Genomic DNA, 16,904 nt, shown 5'->3' with positions numbered 1-16,904 from the left:
TTGGGATCTCTGCCTACGCCCGATCGGAGAATTGGCTGGCGCGCGTTTGGCGTAGCGAAGAGACCGACAACGCTATTCAGCCTAGCGCAAAGTATCGGCGCGGGCGTCTCCCGCGCGATCCCCCATCATTTGAGCGCGCGCCGAAGCAATTTGGACACTGCCATGCAAATCGGCGAAAACACGCCGTCGGTCCGACTTTGTCCATATGGGCAAGGAGTGTACGTCGCCCCCTCGCTGACAGCCCTTTTCGCCCCGTAGCTATCGCCCCACTAGCGCGACTGCGTTGCGAGCTGGAGCATGTCAGAAATTCAGCGAATCTCCGCCTGAAACCGACTCAATCGAACGGCGCACAACGGCCCTTCGGCTCGATCACGTGAGGCGCCTTATGAATCTCTTTAGCTTCGTCGAATGCGCGAATCAAACGCAATCTCTCAAAGCGCTGTTTGATTTACTTGTGAGCTGTGCGAGCGAAGAGGGGTTCACTGAGGTCGCTTACGGAGCACTTACCTTCGCGGAGCCGCTTCGTCTACCGGGGTGTCCACCGCCTCTGGTAGCTATAAAGGTTCCGCCTGACTGGTGCCAGCGCTATTTGGAACGCAAGTACTACATTGTCGATCCGGTCGTCCGGCGGACACCGATGTTTGCGGGGCCATATCTATGGGACGAGCTCGCAAAAGAACATCAACTGCAGGCATGTGAACAGCGTGTGCTACAGGAGGCCAGAGAAGCAGGTCTGAAGCACGGTGTCAGCGTGCCATTGTTTGGGCCATCAGGGCGAATATCTGTGATATCATTCGCATCCCGTTGTGATGATGCCGATCCTCAGAGGAATGTGAAGCATCTCAACGCGCTGGCTTGGCACTTCCATATTGCGTTTGCGGAGATCGCAAGGCCGTCGGATAGGGTCTCGAACAGAAAAGTGAGCCTATCCGAGCGCGAAAAGGATTGTCTGCGATGGGTCGCGGAGGGCAAATCGTCCTGGGAAATCGGAAAGATACTGAACGTCAGCGAGAATACGGTGAATTTCCATGTGAAGAACGCAATACGAAAGCTGGGTTCGTCGAACCGAACTCAAGGTCTTGTAAAGGCGATCCGTCTTGGGCTCATTGAATTTGCGGAGCCTGCGTTGGTAACGCCGATGGTGGCCTAACTGGTGTCGCCTCCGCTTCGCAAGGATGCGGCCACAAACGTCCCAAGCTCTGCGGAAGAAGCGAGCCGGGCGCCCGTGTGACCTCAAAAGCCTGTGCTGGTTGGCATTGAGTCCTCGACGGCTAAATCCTTGTGACATCGACGATTTGATACTGCTACTCAATAGGTCGTCGTCAGCTGACCAGAGGTCGCGTAAGCTGACCAGCTATGCTCGTGTCGCTAGACACCTACGCTGGATGGCACTTAGTCAAAGATATGCTTTGGACGGCCTTTTCCTTAGCGTTTCGCGCACAGGATCAACAGCGACGTGATTGTCATACAGATTGTTAGGTTATTCCAGGCTTGCGGGAGAGCCGTCTTCTGCAAAGGCAGAAGCTTTAAAAAAAGCGGTATACTTTGCCGTCGGTGCTACCGAACTAGGCGTCAGCATGTCTCAGTACGTAGAGGTAGTGAGTAAGCTTCGGCCAACGCGAATTGATGCAAGTCGTCGTGCACAAACAGCAATGTCTGCCGATGCACGTTAACCGTCGTCGTCAGGTATAAAAATGCGTGTGGGCGAGATGGGACTTCGCGAGGCTGCGCTGGTCGCTAATGACGTATAGTCATGCCCGCGAGCTCGGCCTCTCGCGGCAATCAGCGTCGCTAACGTGCTCCTCACATCAATCGGGGGCGAGCGGATAATCCAGATCTCACACATCCCACTTTGCTGTCGCCTTGGAGAGGTGGTGCAGTCTTACCTCGCAGGCCTGATGGAAACGCCGTCTGCTGTGTTCAATGACTGTCGAAAGCCAAAGCATCGGGATTAATGCTATCAAGGTAGCAAAAGGCCGTACGTCTTGGGTGAGAGTTGCTTTAAGGACGCCGGATTAACGAAGCCGAGGCTCTTGCACAGTCCGTCAGTGACACACTCGAGTGTTGTTGTGCGGCGGTTTACACTACGCCGTGCACACTCGGTGCGCCTCAGCACATCCGACAGGCCGACGTATCCCTGAAGTTTCAGAACCGACACAAGGACGATAGAGCGGGCATTTTTCGGTAAATAGAGGCACCGAAGTCATCTTGCGCTATCAAAAGAGCCCCGGCCGCCACAGGACCGGAGCTCTCGATCGCCATTTAGAGAGGAGATCGTTATTTGAGAACTACGGGCCAGCCAAACTTGTAGTTAACTCGCGCGGTGAGGAGATCGAAATCCTGGCGGATGCGATCATTCCCAAGCGAGCCACCACCGGCGGCGGTGAAGTTCACGTCGCTGGTCGGCATGAACACATGATCATACTCTAGGCCAGCTGACCAGTTGGGCGTGAAGTTGACCTCGAGCCCGGCACCAACGACGCCGCCCCAGCGTGTCGTGTCCGCGCTCCCAAGCTGCGTGCCTGAAGCAACAGAGTTGACCTGATAGTTGCTGCTCACGACTGCAGTGCCTCCCTTGGCGTAAAGCAGTACGTTGCTGATGGCATACCCGATCTGGCCAGTGATCAAGCCGAACGATTCGATCTTTGTTTGGTTCCTGTTGGCCGGAAAAGCAGTGCTGACATTGGAGCCGTCGAAATCGGCCCAGTTGCCCTGGCCTTCGACGCCAAGCACGGTCTGGCCGAGCTGCCAGCGATAGCCGATCTGCCCGCCGACCGTGCCGCCGCTTGCGTCGTGGGAGCCCTCAGGGGTCGTGCCTGCAAAATCCCAGGAGTTATGGCTCGAGCCCCAACCGCCGTTGATGCCAGCATAGAAGCCGCTCCAGTCGTAGAGCGCGACCGCGACCGGCGGCGGTGGCGCCTTGGTGTAGACGGGTTGTGCAGCGAGATCCGCGGCGAATGCAGGCGCCACAGCCGTGAGTGCGACGATGCTCGCAGTCATAAGCAACAAGTTCTTCATTTCGAGCTTCATTTCCTTTAGTGGCCCCAGCCTCGCGCGTCATAACAGCGCCAACGCGAATTGCTGTAACTGCAGCGCAACATTTGCTCTCAAAGATTCGGCTTGATTCTGACGCTGCGTAAGGTTGTACGCTTAAACGGCGCTACATCGAACGCATCGAGCTGTATCCGATGCATGCTGCAATTCCGACAATGGCGGAGGTGGCGCCGTGCGTCGAAACGCCTTGATGAAGGATAATCGCCAACATGCTTCCGCCGATCGGACCGACTGGAGCGTGGCACGAGTGCATTTTGACGCACAGCGACACCAAATGTGCCTTCCCGAAAGTTATCGTATCCATCAGCAGGGATAAGCGGCGAAGGATGCCGCGCTGAATGGTCATCGATCCATGGAGAGTCGCGCGCTATTTCCTCACGGGTTCGAGGGCACCGAGACGGGCGCGGGCTGAGACAATTCGCTACGCTGAGCCGGACTCGCTCGGCGATACTTTGCTGCATGCGTAGCACCGAATGTCAGGGTGCCTAAGGAGCGCTCCGTCTTCGATTGCTTCAAGCATAAGGGCGCCTGAGGTGGATCGTGGGCCGGTCTTCTAGGTTGACTGTGAGCCTGCGATGCACCTTTTCGTGGTGAGTTCTAATTCTCCATCTGATCCCTGTCAGCCCAGTTTGCGCCACGGGATAAGCATCCAGGCTTGTCTTTTGTATTCGCGGTACTGCTCCCCGAACAGCCGGAGAAGATCCCGCTCTTCGAAGAAGATTCCGACAAAGATGTAGATGGTTGTCACGGCCGCAAACAGTAAATGCCCGATTGTCATGACCGGCGCGGCCCAGAACGCGATGATGAAGCCGAGATAGATCGGATGTCGCACAAACTTGTAGTACAGCGGCGTTTTGAACTGCGGCGCAGGTATGCCGCGCCCCCTGAGATTGGCGGTGACGTGACGCAGTCCGAACAATTCGAAATGATCGATAAGGAACGTGCTGGCGAACACCGTCGCCCAGCCGATGAATGATAGCGTCGCGATCATGACGAATATGTCGGGATCCTCGACCCGCCAAACAACTGTCGGAAGCGGCCTCCACTGCCAGAATAGAAACATGAGGCACAGGCTCGCCATGAGCACGTAAGTACTTCGTTCAATGCAATTCGGCACATATCGCGTCCACCAGTTCTTGAACCCCTTGCGCGCCATACCAGAGTGCTGGATAGCAAACAGAGCCATCAACAAGGTGTTTATGGAAAACGCATCGATGGCCGACGCCTCAGGCCCCGTGTCAATCGTCTTCGGCACACCTAAGCCGCTTACGAAGCCAATAGCGTAGACAATCGTGAAGAGAAATATCCCGTAAGCCACCAAACCGTAGAGGAAAGCGATCAATCGTAACGATCGTATCCGGGACGATGCTCGTCTTATGGAGTTTACCTTAAGCATGGAACGACTCTGTTTTGGGGCAACGGCTCGCTCAAGGCCGTGGGTGCTGAGGAGTCAGGACAATCATCCAATCAAAGCCTTATGATCCTGCACACGTGCTGAAGGTGCAGCCCATATGCAGCGCAGCGCCGACCAAATGCTCGATGATCATCGTCACCAGCAAAGAGCCGCCGACCGTGTGCCCCGCCGCTGAGTGATGCGGATTAGGGAAGGCCTGGGCGGATTAGCCTCAGAGCGGTATGACAACGAACAGGTCTCATCGTGAACACCTGGCGCATTTCGCTGCCGGCAACATTGGTTGCGAAGCTCCCGTCCTCATCCTTGCAAACTGCATGCCGATCGCGGAATTGGAGGTACATCTTGCATGACCGGAGAACATCCAAACGGCGGGCAGCCCAACGGGAGCAATGCTGAGGCTCTTGGGAATTCTGACATCGGCGTAATCACCGGTCGGCTGGCATGACGAACGCCCATGTGATGCAAGGCACTCCTCGCGCCGCTTGCGCGGATCTAGACGATGTTGTGTCTTGCGACTTGATGCCGCAATTCTCGGATGCCCATTGAGAGCCGGACGCCTGGGTCGCTCGGACTAGGTATGTCCGGGCACCGAGCACCTCGAAAGGTGACGCCGTTAACGCGTCCAGCCGCAGGGGCAAACAGCCAGCTTTTCGTTTCGCTGATCGCGGTCGACTACGCCCCGCGGCATGGCGCTGCGGTGCGCCCCTGTCGAGCATTGGGAGCGGATCCATGGTTGCTGCCGCGATCTTTCCGCTTTCGGGAACGGAAGTCTGCTGATTCCAAAAGAAGTCACCGTCAACCGGATCCCGATCATATGTTGAGGTCCCGGCGTAACGGAATGACTGAGGCACGGCAGCTGCTTGATCAGCTCGACAAGACCGAGACCCGTACGCCGCGATCGTACACGCCAAGGGCCGCAATGCGTCTCGAGCTGGCTCGCGGCACTCCGGCTGCGGCAATTGCGGGTCTCATAGCCGCCGGACCAGCGGCTGATCGTCGCATTCGAGCGCAAGGGGTGCAAAGCCTGCCGCGCCTCCTTGGGGCATGCCCGCAAGTCATCCGTTTACATGAAGCGGCGGTCTGAACAGCGATTATAGGCTGCAATCCTCTCCTGCTGCGCGGAAGTCCAGCTCATCAGGCCGTGCAAAGCCCTGTGTCACCGGCGATTGCAGCCTGTTTGTTCGAAACAATGAACTTGAAGTGACTAGCGCGTCAGGTTGTAGGCTGGAGACCATATGTTGCTGGCTTATTGAAAGCGCAGCGTCGCTAATACGGGAGGGAATTGTGGCTGCAGCAAGCTCGTCGACAGAAGTGGGCGGTGAAAAGCCAACGCTCTCCGCCCCTGATGATGATCCATATCTCTGGTTGGAAGAGATAGAGGGGCCGCAGGCGATCGACTTTGTCGAGCAGCAGAATGGCAAGACTCTGCAGGTGTTCGGCGGAGCGACATTCACCAGGGATCGCGACGAGTTGGCGTCGATATACGACCGGGCGGACAATATACCCTACGTAAGCCGGCACGACGACCATCTCTACAATCTTTGGAAAGATGCCGACAATCCGCGGGGCCTCTGGCGTCGGACGACTTCAGAAGAATTTCGAAAGTCGATGCCGTCATGGGAGGTTTTACTTAATGTGGATCGGCTCGCGGCCGCGCAAGGCGAGGACTGGCTTGTAAGCTGGACCGCCATGCTGCCTGGTAGGCCGCAAGTGATTCTCGCTCTGTCACGGGGCGGCAGCGACGCCGTGACGCTGCGCGAGTTCGACCTGACGACGAAGAATTTTGTGCCTGATGGTTTTGCGCTTGGGGAGGCGAAGAGTAGTGCCGCTTGGGTCGATCAGGACACACTACTGTTGTCCAGCGCCTACGGCGAGGGCATGTCGACATTGTCGGGCTATGACAGGACCGTGCGATTGTGGCGCCGCGGTGAAACAATCGAACGAGCAGCCGTGGTGTTTGAGACGACCACCGATCGCATTGGTGTCGGCTGCAGGATCGATCGAACCGGCCAAGAGAGACGCGTCTGGTTCACCGATCAGCTGAATTTCTTCAACTCCCTTACATGGTTTGGAACCGAGAAAGGAGCGCTCATCAAGCTCGACCTTCCTACCGATATCTCGCTAGAGGCGCATCAGGATTGGTTGGCCGTGAAGCTCCGCTCGGCTGCGACAATTGCCGGAGTAATCTACCCGACAGATACCCTGATCGGCATATCGTTGGCCGCCTTTCTCGCTGGGAAGCGCAATTTCGCGGTGCTTTTTTTGGCAAACCCGCGGCGAGCACTGTAGGGGTTCTTCTGGTCGGGCAGTAAGCTGTCCTCTCCGTCCTAGACGAGCTGCGGCCGGTCTTTGAGAGTTGGACGCCGTCCACTACGACTTGGAACCGCGAGCAGCTGAGCATGCTTCCCGATATGGGCCTCGTTGATGTCTGGCCGCTTGATCGCGATCCATCCGAGAGCAACGACGATCTTCTTGCGAAGATCGAGGATCCGCTCACGCCCCCGTTACTGATGCTCTTGGAGCAAGGAGTGGCAAGTCCAGCTGTGCTGAAGGAGGCGCCAAAGGCCTTTAGCATCGATGGTCTGGTGGTGTCACCCAGCACGAGGCGATCTCGGTCGACGGCGAGCGCATCCCCTATGTGCAGACCGGGCCGAAGCGTGAGACCGGCGAGGCGCCGGTCCATATGAGCGGCTATGGCGGGTTCGGCATCTCAGTGAAGCCGTACTACAATTCCGCGCTCGGCAAGCTGTGGCTCGAGCTGGGGGCACCACGGTGCAGGCGCATTTGCGCGGCGGCGGCGAGTTCGGCACGCGATGGCATGATGCCGGGCGGCTTGCCCGCAAGCGGCTGTCGCATGATGATTTCGCGGCGGTCGCCGCCGATCTCGTGCGCCGCGGCGTCACGCAGGCCAAGCGCATCGCGGCGCAGGGAGGATCGAACGGCGGCATCCTCATCACCAACATGCTGACGCGGTACCCCGAGCGGTTCGGCGCGCTGTTCTGCACAATCCCGCTGATCGACATGCGCCGCTACACAAAGCTGCTCGCGGGCGCGAGCTGGATCGCGGAATATGGCGACCCTGACAAACCCGAGGACTGGGAGTGGCTGAAGACCTATTCGGCCTATCATGCCGCAAAGCCCGGCCAACCCTATCCGCCGATCCTGATCGCCACCACGCGGCGCGACGATCGCGTCCATCCGGGACACGCGCGCAAGATGGCGGCGAAACTCCAGGCGATGGGCTACGAGGCCTGGTTCTACGAGCCGGCCGCTGGCGGTCACGGCTATGGCCGGGACAACAAGGAGCGGGCCGGCTTTCAGGTGCTGGGCTTCCAATTCCTGAAAAGCAAGATTGGCTGGCTTGACGAAATGGTCTGAGCGAGCTTCGCCCGTACTCGCAAACACCAGCCTGGAAATGCTGACCGGATGTTTAGCGATCTGACCTGCGAGAGATCGGAATAGGCCATACGCAACGTCATTACTTTCAAACTTGGGCTGCGTTCGTACAGGATCAGTCTATAACGTGCAGATTCCTGCTTATCACTGACATATTCGCGCGGGCCAAGCCGCGAGATTGGCTTCTAAGTTTAGCCGTGAGCCGTCCTTCAGCTTGGGCGGAAGGGGTATCCGATGGGTTCAGAGGCCTTGCGTATGCAACCCACGCATGCTTGGCAGCTCCACTTCGGCCCTGCTAGATGTGTGCACAGAATCCTAACGGAGTTGTTATGCCCAAGACGCTGAACAAGAAGATTGTACGTCGCGAGTACACTAAGACAGACGTAAAAGAACTGCGCGCACATTCGAGGGCGAAGACACCCGTTTCGAAAATCGCAAAGCTTACAAAGCGAACAACCGGATCGCTGCGTCAGAAGGCGCGAAAATTGGGCATCCCGCTCGGACACCGACGATAGTCAGGGCGCCGCGCGGTAGAAGCACCGCGCGGAAGCACCGGAGATCAAGTACATTGGCGAGAGGGAGCTCGGTTCCATCTGAGTTTGGTGTCATGCACTCACCGCGTGATCGACCGGCTGTGCGCCGAGACCACCTTGTGCGGAACGCGAGGTGCGCCGGGCAACCGTATGGCAACACGTTCGGCGACATGAAAAGCCGCCGGGATACACTGGCCACATGATCGAGCGCGCATGTGTCACTTGGAAGCTACTTTATGGGACCTGCGCCGTGTCTTGATTTTAAGGCCGTATGTCCGCCTCTTCCGGTGAGGTGGCTCGCGCCTACACTGCGCGTCCGAGGGTTACTCAGGCGTACTGAGCTCCGATACTCATCAGAGGAGGACGAACCGTGGCAGATTATAGGGAAGCCTTTGTCCGAATCGGCTCGCGCAGCTGAGAAACGGCATCGTGATCGCGGAAAGGGACCAGAACGGGAGATTCGCTTCTTCGGTGAGGTCGACGCTTCGGAGACTGGCATGCGCCAGGTCGTAACGGATCGCGAGCCAGTTTGATGGTGTGCATCTCTGTTACGAGGCCGTTCCCACTATGAATCTTATCGCCTGATCCGGTCGCTCGGCCATGGCCTCACCGCTACAATTGGCATCGTCCTCATGGAGCCTCGGCTCAACAGCCGATCAGCGGGCTCGGACTGACCGGGAACAATTTCTTGAGGCGCTACACTAGTTAATTTCAAATACTGGTTGCAGTCAGTCCGGCGGTCGCCTTCGAAGAAGGCGGAGCGTGGCGATGCGAAGTTCGGAGCAACACTCCAAAACTTCCACAAAGAACGCTTGCAGCGTAATGAGGGCACATGTGCGGCCGCAAAACCTAGCACAAAGCGAGCTTGAAACTCTCCGCTCTGGAATAAGGCGGTTCGGGACGGCCGTAAGTCTGCGGGAGCTTATCGATGACCGAAACGACGGAAAGTTTCCGACCACAGGTTTGTCCTTGAGCACCTATTGCTTAAAACGACATAATTAAGAGGGCTCGTTCAACGAGCTCTTTTCGCATTTGGTGATCGGCCTGATCCGGCGCAGCACCGAATTGGCATATTCCTCGCGCTCGCGCATGAAGCGCTCTTGATAGGCCTTGAATCCCTCGACCCGCTTCCTGATCTGATCGCGTTCGCTGTCACCATAGTCGGGCACGCTGCGGCCATCCTGTCGACGACTTTTTTCGTTTGAGGCCGGGGCCTTGTCGATCTCCACCTTCAGCGATCCGGCGAACGCCATCGCTTCAGCGACAAGCGCATCGAGCTCGCTTTTCCAATCACGCATTGACGCTCTCCCGAGCAGTACGTCTATTTAGACCAGCCAGTCATCACAAGCTAGGCCGCGACGTGGCGGAGACGCTGGTCGCAACATAGGAACGCCACCCCTCGTCCGCTTCCTTGAAGGAGCGACCGGCAACATTGCCGGCCGCCCTTGGGTTCAAAATACTCATTGTGAAATAATGCAGTCCAGCCCCGTGCCAGAGATCTTCTAGAGCCAAAACGCATCGTCTCCTAGTTTTGCCGTTCGGGACGCTTAACGTGCCCGATTCGGTTTGCGCTGGACCGCGAAGCGCCACATTAAACATACGCCAGGATTCGATTTATGGAACCCTGCCGGCAATAAGGCACTTCAGTTCGACTTCGGCGTGGGTTGCTGCGGCGGGCTGTGCGGCGGCCCACGGCGTCCGACCGACGATCACGGTCAGGAGGCCCTGACCCCACAGCCGCTTCGCCGCCTGCCTGGCGTCGTCCAGCGTCACGGCATCGACGATGGCGTTGCGCTTCTCGATATAGTCGATCGGCAGCTTGTCCTGCTGATACTGCAGAAGCGTCTGGGCGAGCTTGGAGGAGGTGTCGAGCGCGAGCATCTGCGAGCCCTTGAGGTACGATTTGGCCTCGTCGAGCTCCTTCTGCGTCGGTCCCTCCTCGGCGATGCGGCGCACCTCCCTCTCGATGGCGTCAATGGTATCGCCGGCACGGTCGGCGCGCGTGCCGGTGTTGCCGATGAAGACGGCCGAGTGCTCCATCCACAACAGCGATTCACCCACCGAATAGGCAAGCCCGCGCTTCTCGCGCACCTCGCGAAAAAGCCGGGAGGACAATCCGTTGCCGCCCAAGATGTGGTTGACGACGCAGGCGGCCATGAAGTTCGGATCGCTGCGCTTCACGCCGGGGCCGCCGAAGGTGATCGCGGTCTGCGGCACGTCGAGCGACACGAAGGCGCGCTGCGGCGGCGCGGTTGCCTCGATGTCGGAAACCGCCGTGAGGTTCGCTTTGGCCGGCAGGCCGCCGAACGTCTTGTCGAGCAGCGTGCCGAGGGTTGCCGGGTCGACGTCGCCGACGACCGCGACCTTCAGCGTGTCTCTGGCGAGGATGCGGCCAACATAATCCTTCATGTCGGCGACCGTGATCGTCGGCACGCTTTCCAGCGTCCCGTTGGTCTGCCGCCCGTAGGGATGATCGCCGAAGGCGACCTCGAGGAACTTGCGTCTGGCGAGCGCGGTCGGATTGGTGGTGTCGCGGCGCAGCCCCGAGATGACCTGGGAACGGATGCGCTCGACGTCGGCGGTGTCGAAATGCGGCAAGGTCAGCGCCATCCGCAACAGGTCGAACGCCTCGTCCTTGTTGTCGCGGAGCATGCGCAGGCTGCCGCGGAAGGTGTCGCGGGTCGCGCTGAAGGAGAGCTTGATGGCGCGGCGGTCCAGGCGCTCGTGGAAGGACTTGGAATCGAGATCGCCGGAGCCTTCGCCGAGGAGGTCGCCGACGAGGTTGGCGACGCCCGGCTTGTCCTTGGGGTCCTGTGCCGCGCCGCCGGCAAAGGAATACTCCATCGCGATCAACGGCACGGTCGCATCCTGCACGAACCAGGCTTCGATACCGCCGGGCGAGGTCAGATGCTGGATCTTGGCCGCGGCCTGCGACGGCGAGATGGACGCCAAGGAGAGCGTCACCGAGGTGACGACGGAGAGCGCGATGCCGCGCACGCGGGGGAAGGGATAGGTCACGAACGCTTCTCCTCGCGCTTGGTGGTGGTGTCCTTGATCAGGTAGCCGGTGACCGAGCGCTTTTTATCGAGCCATTTTTGCGCGGCGGCGCGCACCTGTTCGGCGGTGACGGCGCGGATGCGATCGGGCCGCCTGCGGATGTCCTCGACGGACTGGCCCGTCGTCAACGCGCCGCCATACCAGTACGCCAGCAACTCCTGATCGTCCCGAGCATAGATCTCTCCCGCAATGAGCTGGGTCTTGACCCGCTCGAGATCCTCAGGCCGGATCGGGTTCCGCACGATGTCGGCGATCACGTCGTCGATTACCTGCTCGACCTCTGCGAAGTTGACGCCCTGCTTGGGCGAGGCCGAGATCGAGAACTGGCTCGGGTCGAGCGAGATGCTCGAATAGCTGGCGCTGGCCGAGACCGCGAGCGGCTTGTCGGCGACGAGCGCGCGATAGAGATAGGAGTTGCTGCCGCTGCCCATCAGTTGCGCGAGCACGTCGAGCGCGGCGCTCTCGCCGGCAGCCGCTGTGGTCGCCGACGGCACGAGGTAGTACCGGCGTACGCCGGGCTGCTCGACGCGCGGATCGGACAGCGTGACGGTGCGCGGAGCGGCGGGCTCCGGCTCCTGCGGGCGGATGCGTCGCGCGGGGATCACCGGCTGTGCCGGGATCGGGCCGAAATTGCGCTCGACCAGCGGGCGCACGTCGGCGGCCTCGACGTCGCCGGCGATCACCAGGATCGCGTTGTTCGGCGCATAGAAGCGGCGGTAGAACGCCAGCGCATCCTCGCGATTGAGCTTCTCGATTTCCTGGTGCCAGCCGATCACCGGCCGGCCATAGGGATGGTTGAGATAGAGCGCGGCCATGACCTGCTCGTTCAGCCGCGCCTCGGGACTGTTGGCAACGCGCATGTTGTACTCCTCGAGCACGACGTCGCGCTCGGGCAGCACGTTCTCGTCCTTGAGCACGAGGCCGGTCATGCGGTCGGCCTCGAACTCCATCATGGTCGGCAGCTGCTCGCGCGGCACGCGCTGATAGTAGTTGGTGTAGTCGACCGAGGTGGAGGCGTTCTCGTTGCCGCCGACGCGCAGCACGGTCTGGGAGAATTCGCCGACCGGATGTTTCTCCGTGCCCTTGAACATCAAATGCTCGAGGAAGTGGGCGAGCCCCGATTTGCCGGGCGTTTCGTCGGCCGAGCCGACCTTGTACCAGATCATCTCCGTGACCACGGGCGTGCGATGATCGGGGATCACCACGACCTGGAGGCCGTTACCGAGCGTGAAGCTGCTGGGTGGTGCGGAGCTCGCAGGAGTCTCGGCTGACATGGCATCTGTCAAGGAGACCGAGCTCAAGACCAGCGCTAGAAGGCAAATAACCGGTCGTGATGACCGGCGCCTTGACCGCACTCGAGGCAGAATTTGCAGAACGAAAGCAGGTGGCCGGTGGGACGCGGCATTGTTCTCGACCCGGTGCGTCAGCCGCTGCATTGGGATGACTTTTTGCAAGGTCCAGTGCAGCTGGTTACGGACGAGGGATGAGATCATGATCGAATTCATCTATCTGCTGCTCCATGACTTGCATAATCGATGGACAGATCGGCTTGCTCGAGGGGTATTATCGTGGTCCGCCGGGTTCGCCGGCTAACCCAAAGCATTGGTCGTGCCAAAGAAGAAACTCTTTGAATTACAACGTGGTCGCCCAAAAACGCCTGTTCGCATATTCACACGTAGTCGTACATCGGACACGCTGGGCGCTCTTTGCGACAGGTGTGGCTATCGATGCAGTATCGAGAGGCCTCCTTCTGCGGAGCGGGGTTGCACCCGCGCAGCGACCTACGGCAGCGTCATGATAAACATTCTGCTGTCGATACGCCCAGCCGGGCCTTGCGCGATCGGCTGGCGGCCGTTGTCATCACTGGCGGCGAAGTGGAGGCCAGGATTGCTACGGTCGCCTCGTCAAATTTCATGCAAATCCGGCGAACGCTTGCGCCTGATTTGGCAGAAGCGCTGTGACTTTGGCGCGATCAAACGCGAGCTCAGGCGCCATTCGTGAATCAAGCCCGTGGAAGGTGGTGAAAGCCGACCGTTATTTCGGCCGCTGATCGCGACGAGGCCGACCCGGGCAATGGATACTAGCCGCGCGCGGCCAAAGTCCCAGCTTAGTCTTCGCCTAACTGGAGCTGCTGTTGCAGCTTAGTTTGGATTTTTCGTTCGGCTGGTCGCGCCCCAACGGCGCTCATAAGGGAAAACTATCGTTACCAGACGTTGCAAGCCATCCCTTCCCTTAGGGAAACATTTTAGACCCCATGACACGCATATTGATGAATGCCACTTCTCAGACTCGCCGACGTATTAAGCCGGAGTACAACTGCTAGCTGGACACTCAGATATGTCACAGTTCCAATCGACCGTTTTCGGCGAGCGTTCGTATCGATCTCACATGCAGCTTTGCCTGCAGCTTATCCAATCTCGCTAGTCCCTCCTCGATGACGTTCGTCGGGAGGTAGCTAAAGCACAAGCGTACATGGTGGCCACTTCGTGGGCCATAATGACGGCCGTGCACAAGGTGCACGTCATGTTCACAGCGCGCAGCCTCAATGAAAGTCTCAGCCTCAATTCCGCCGGCAAGCCGTACCCAAAACGAGAAACCACCGCTTGGAAGGAGATATTCTGGCGCGCAAAACCGGCTACGCTGCAGTAGCGTGTGGAAGCTGTCCCGCTTGGCACGATAATGCCGGCGTAATCGCACAATGTGCGTATCAAGTGCGTCCGACTGCAGCAACGACAAGACGATATTGCTGACTATAGGGCTGACACCGCCGTCGCATTTGAGGCGCGCCAGGCTGTTGATGACATCTGAATCCGCGAGCACCCAGCCCACTCGCAATCCGGGTCCCGCGATCTTGGAGATGCTGTGGACATTTATGACGTTGCCACCCGGCGGCAGCCAATCAGCTGGACCGTCATACGGCAGCTCCGAATAGACGAGATCCTGCACCAACGCCACACCATGCCGGGCTAGCATCCCGGCAACGCGCGCCATATGGGCGCGCGATATTTGGCGCCCGGTCGGATTATGAAATGCTGGCGCCGTGTAGAAAAGTTTCACGCGGGGCTCGCGGCGCAAGGTCGTTTCAAGCGCGCTCAGATCGACGCCATCGGCATTCATCCCAAGCTGGAGGATGGTCGCTCCCGTGATCGAAAAGATGCGCAGTGCACCCAAGTAGGACGGGTCCTCAGTCAGAACGATATCGCCTGGGTCGAGCAAGACGTCGCCGATCAATTGCAGAGCTTGTGAAGCACCAGCTGTAAGAATAACCTCCTCATGCTGCACATTATAGCGTTGTGCGAGACGTGTCCGGAGCTTGGGCAAACCCACCGCGTCGGTATACTGAAGCAGATCGGCCGTGGCGACGCCGGTATTTTGGCTTAATGCGTCCGGCCAGGCCAGCTCTGAGAACATCGCCGGATCGGGAAGCCCATAGGCAAAATTGATGCCCTGCTTCGCACTCGAGTAGCTGAACGGTGCAAACCCCTGAGCGAGAGAGCTGCGCGTGGAGACAGTCGAGTTCATGGCTTCTCGTTCATCTCCCGCTATTTTGCTTGGCTTGGCGTTTGCGAAAACGCTCGTTGTACGCTGCGATAAAATGTGCAGGTACCGCGGCGTTGATGCCTGGGAAGTCTATCTTCGGGGGCAGGGTAGCTTTCGCTGCCAACTTGAAGGACGGCTGCCAGGCTGCACCGAAGAAATGTCGCCCATATCGCATCGCTAGTTCGGGTACCACAGGATACAGCAGGCTCAGGAATAGCGAGATCTCCATGGCGTTCCACATGCCGCTGTTGTCACGCGCAAAATTGGCTGCCTCGAAGTACCTATCGACAAAATCAAGCGCGTCCCAGAAACGGAGTTCCTCGATTGCATCCGCGTAACGCTGAGCCAGGATGCGCAGACGAGACCGCAGACGTCTGCTGTCCAATGTGCGTGCGTTGCCTGCATATTGGCGCAATGCATCTTCAAAGACCCGAAGGTGTGATGCCGCCGCGACCAGCCCGTCAACATCGAATTCGTTTTCGTCTCTGCCGAATGGCCGTGCGATTCGAGCGAGCGCGTAACGAATGACGTTGGGATCCACGTCGCGCGCAACCTCGTCGGCCCAAAGCGCATGGTCGCGACCGGTTGAAAACTTTTCACCTTCGAGCTTGTAGAAATCCTGGACCGAGTGATTTGTGGGAATTGGATAGCCGCGCGCGAGCAGGACGCCGGCCACACCTATCGTGTAGTAGAAGCGGTTGTCCTGGCCCATGAAGAACACAAGCCTGGTGCGAGGGTCGTGCATGGTTGATCTTGCATCCCGAAAGTCGTTGGCGCATTGCTCCCGAATTCCGGTGTCAAAGCACCACAAGCCTTCGAACCATGTGAGCAGGGTTTGGCCGAACAAAGCTTCAGGCTCAAGTAGCTCCACACCATGACTGAACTGGCGCGACATCGGCAAACCATGCTTATCACTTGCCAGCCAAGCCCGCGCCTGGTCTCGTATCGACTCAGGCCAGGCGCTTTGTCCAATAGCTGTGTCCAGCGCCTGGGTGAGGCGCGGCGTATCGAGCACGGCTTGCTCAATGGACCTTAGCCCAAGCTTGTGGCCGCACGTGGCGTGCCGGGCATTGCGCAATGTGTCATGCCGAATTGCCAGGCCACAGGTCTCACACAAATTACTGTCGGTAGCCGAGTTGCATGCCGGACAATTTCCAGTGGCAAGCGAATCCGCGACAAATTCTTCGCAATGCTCGCAATAGAGTTGGACACCATTTCGGACCTTGACATAACCGGCCTCCTGCAGCTCGCGGAAAATCGAAAGAGCGTTCTCCTTGTGTATCTCGCTGGACGTGCGAACGAAGACATCGGGCGTGATCTGCAGCGCACGCAGGCCCTGCAGGATCTCGTCAATGTGCTTTTGTGCGACCTCGCTAACGCTCTGCCCGAGCTTTCGCGCCTTGACGAGCGTATACGTGCCGTGCTCATCCGCGCCGGTGATATAGTGCGCGCGATGGCCGGCCATACGCTGAAAGCGTACGAAGATGTCGGCGAGCAAGTATACGCCGCCGACGTGACCGAGGTGCAATTTGCCGTTAGGGCAGGGGGGAGCTGGACATACGAAATAGGTACGCACGTCAATCCCACCAGATAGACAGGAACTTGAGGGGGCGCTGCTGGCTAAGATTGCGGATCGCGTGCATCTGATGTGGTGGCATGTAGAATAAAGTCACGTCTTTCACCGAGCGGGTCTGCCCGCCAGCTTCGAATTCTCCTTCACCAGAGATCAGCACCCACAATTCGTGCTCATGGTGTGCGTGCAGATCGACCGCGCCTCCAGGTATGACCTCAACGACCGAGGCACCGAACTCGGGGCTGAGATCATCCGGCAAATGCTCCAGCAAGCGACAAACCAGCGCGCCGTATTCGGTTCGCATCAGAGAGCGATCGATCTGCTTTGTGTACACGTC

General features: G+C 58.8%; 9 protein-coding genes and 1 pseudogene. 2 read left to right on the top strand and 8 right to left on the bottom strand.

The window, feature by feature from the left end; translation table 11 throughout:
- Positions 1–385: 385 nt before the first annotated feature.
- Complete coding sequence (locus QA640_RS37090; RefSeq protein WP_283037711.1) at positions 386–1,150, top strand: LuxR family transcriptional regulator; 765 nt, start codon at positions 386–388, stop codon at positions 1,148–1,150.
- Positions 1,151–2,277: 1,127 nt separating this feature from the next.
- Here the strand turns inward: QA640_RS37090 and QA640_RS37085 are convergent.
- Together QA640_RS37085 and mddA are read right to left on the bottom strand one after the other, a co-directional pair.
- Entirely contained in the window at positions 2,278–3,018 is a 741-nt protein-coding gene (locus QA640_RS37085; RefSeq protein WP_283037710.1) for an outer membrane beta-barrel protein, read from the bottom strand.
- Positions 3,019–3,673: 655 nt separating this feature from the next.
- Entirely contained in the window at positions 3,674–4,450 is a 777-nt protein-coding gene (gene mddA / locus QA640_RS37080; RefSeq protein WP_283037709.1) for a methanethiol S-methyltransferase, read from the bottom strand.
- 1,329 nt (positions 4,451–5,779) lie between these two features.
- On the opposite strand from mddA, the pseudogene QA640_RS37075 reads away from it, so the two are divergent.
- Positions 5,780–7,846 (top strand): annotated as a pseudogene (locus QA640_RS37075) (prolyl oligopeptidase family serine peptidase).
- A gap of 1,549 nt (positions 7,847–9,395) precedes the next feature.
- On the opposite strand, the gene QA640_RS37070 reads toward QA640_RS37075, so the two are convergent.
- From QA640_RS37070 to QA640_RS37045, 6 genes are all read right to left on the bottom strand, one after another.
- Positions 9,396–9,695, bottom strand: coding sequence for a hypothetical protein (locus tag QA640_RS37070; protein WP_283037708.1), 300 nt, complete (start codon positions 9,693–9,695; stop codon positions 9,396–9,398).
- Positions 9,696–10,011: 316 nt separating this feature from the next.
- A complete protein-coding gene (locus QA640_RS37065) occupies positions 10,012–11,415 on the bottom strand; it encodes a pitrilysin family protein (protein ID WP_283037707.1) in 1,404 nt (467 codons plus the stop codon).
- Entirely contained in the window at positions 11,412–12,728 is a 1,317-nt protein-coding gene (locus tag QA640_RS37060) for a pitrilysin family protein (protein WP_283037706.1), read from the bottom strand. The genes QA640_RS37065 and QA640_RS37060 overlap by 4 nt, the downstream gene beginning before the upstream one ends.
- Positions 12,729–13,794: 1,066 nt before the next feature.
- The gene (locus QA640_RS37055; protein WP_283037705.1) at positions 13,795–14,976 is read right to left on the bottom strand and encodes a PLP-dependent aminotransferase family protein; all 1,182 of its coding nucleotides are present in this window, start codon (positions 14,974–14,976) and stop codon (positions 13,795–13,797) included.
- Between the two features lie 10 nt (positions 14,977–14,986).
- Complete coding sequence (locus QA640_RS37050; protein ID WP_283037704.1) at positions 14,987–16,570, bottom strand: class I tRNA ligase family protein; 1,584 nt, start codon at positions 16,568–16,570, stop codon at positions 14,987–14,989.
- A gap of 1 nt (position 16,571) precedes the next feature.
- Positions 16,572–16,901: a cupin domain-containing protein gene (locus QA640_RS37045; protein WP_283037703.1), complete on the bottom strand. Its 330-nt coding sequence runs from the start codon at positions 16,899–16,901 to the stop codon at positions 16,572–16,574.
- Positions 16,902–16,904 lie beyond the last annotated feature (3 nt).

This window comes from Bradyrhizobium sp. CB82, assembly GCF_029714405.1.
Classification (GTDB): domain Bacteria; phylum Pseudomonadota; class Alphaproteobacteria; order Rhizobiales; family Xanthobacteraceae; genus Bradyrhizobium.
This window is presented reverse-complemented; position numbering and strand designations above follow the sequence as displayed.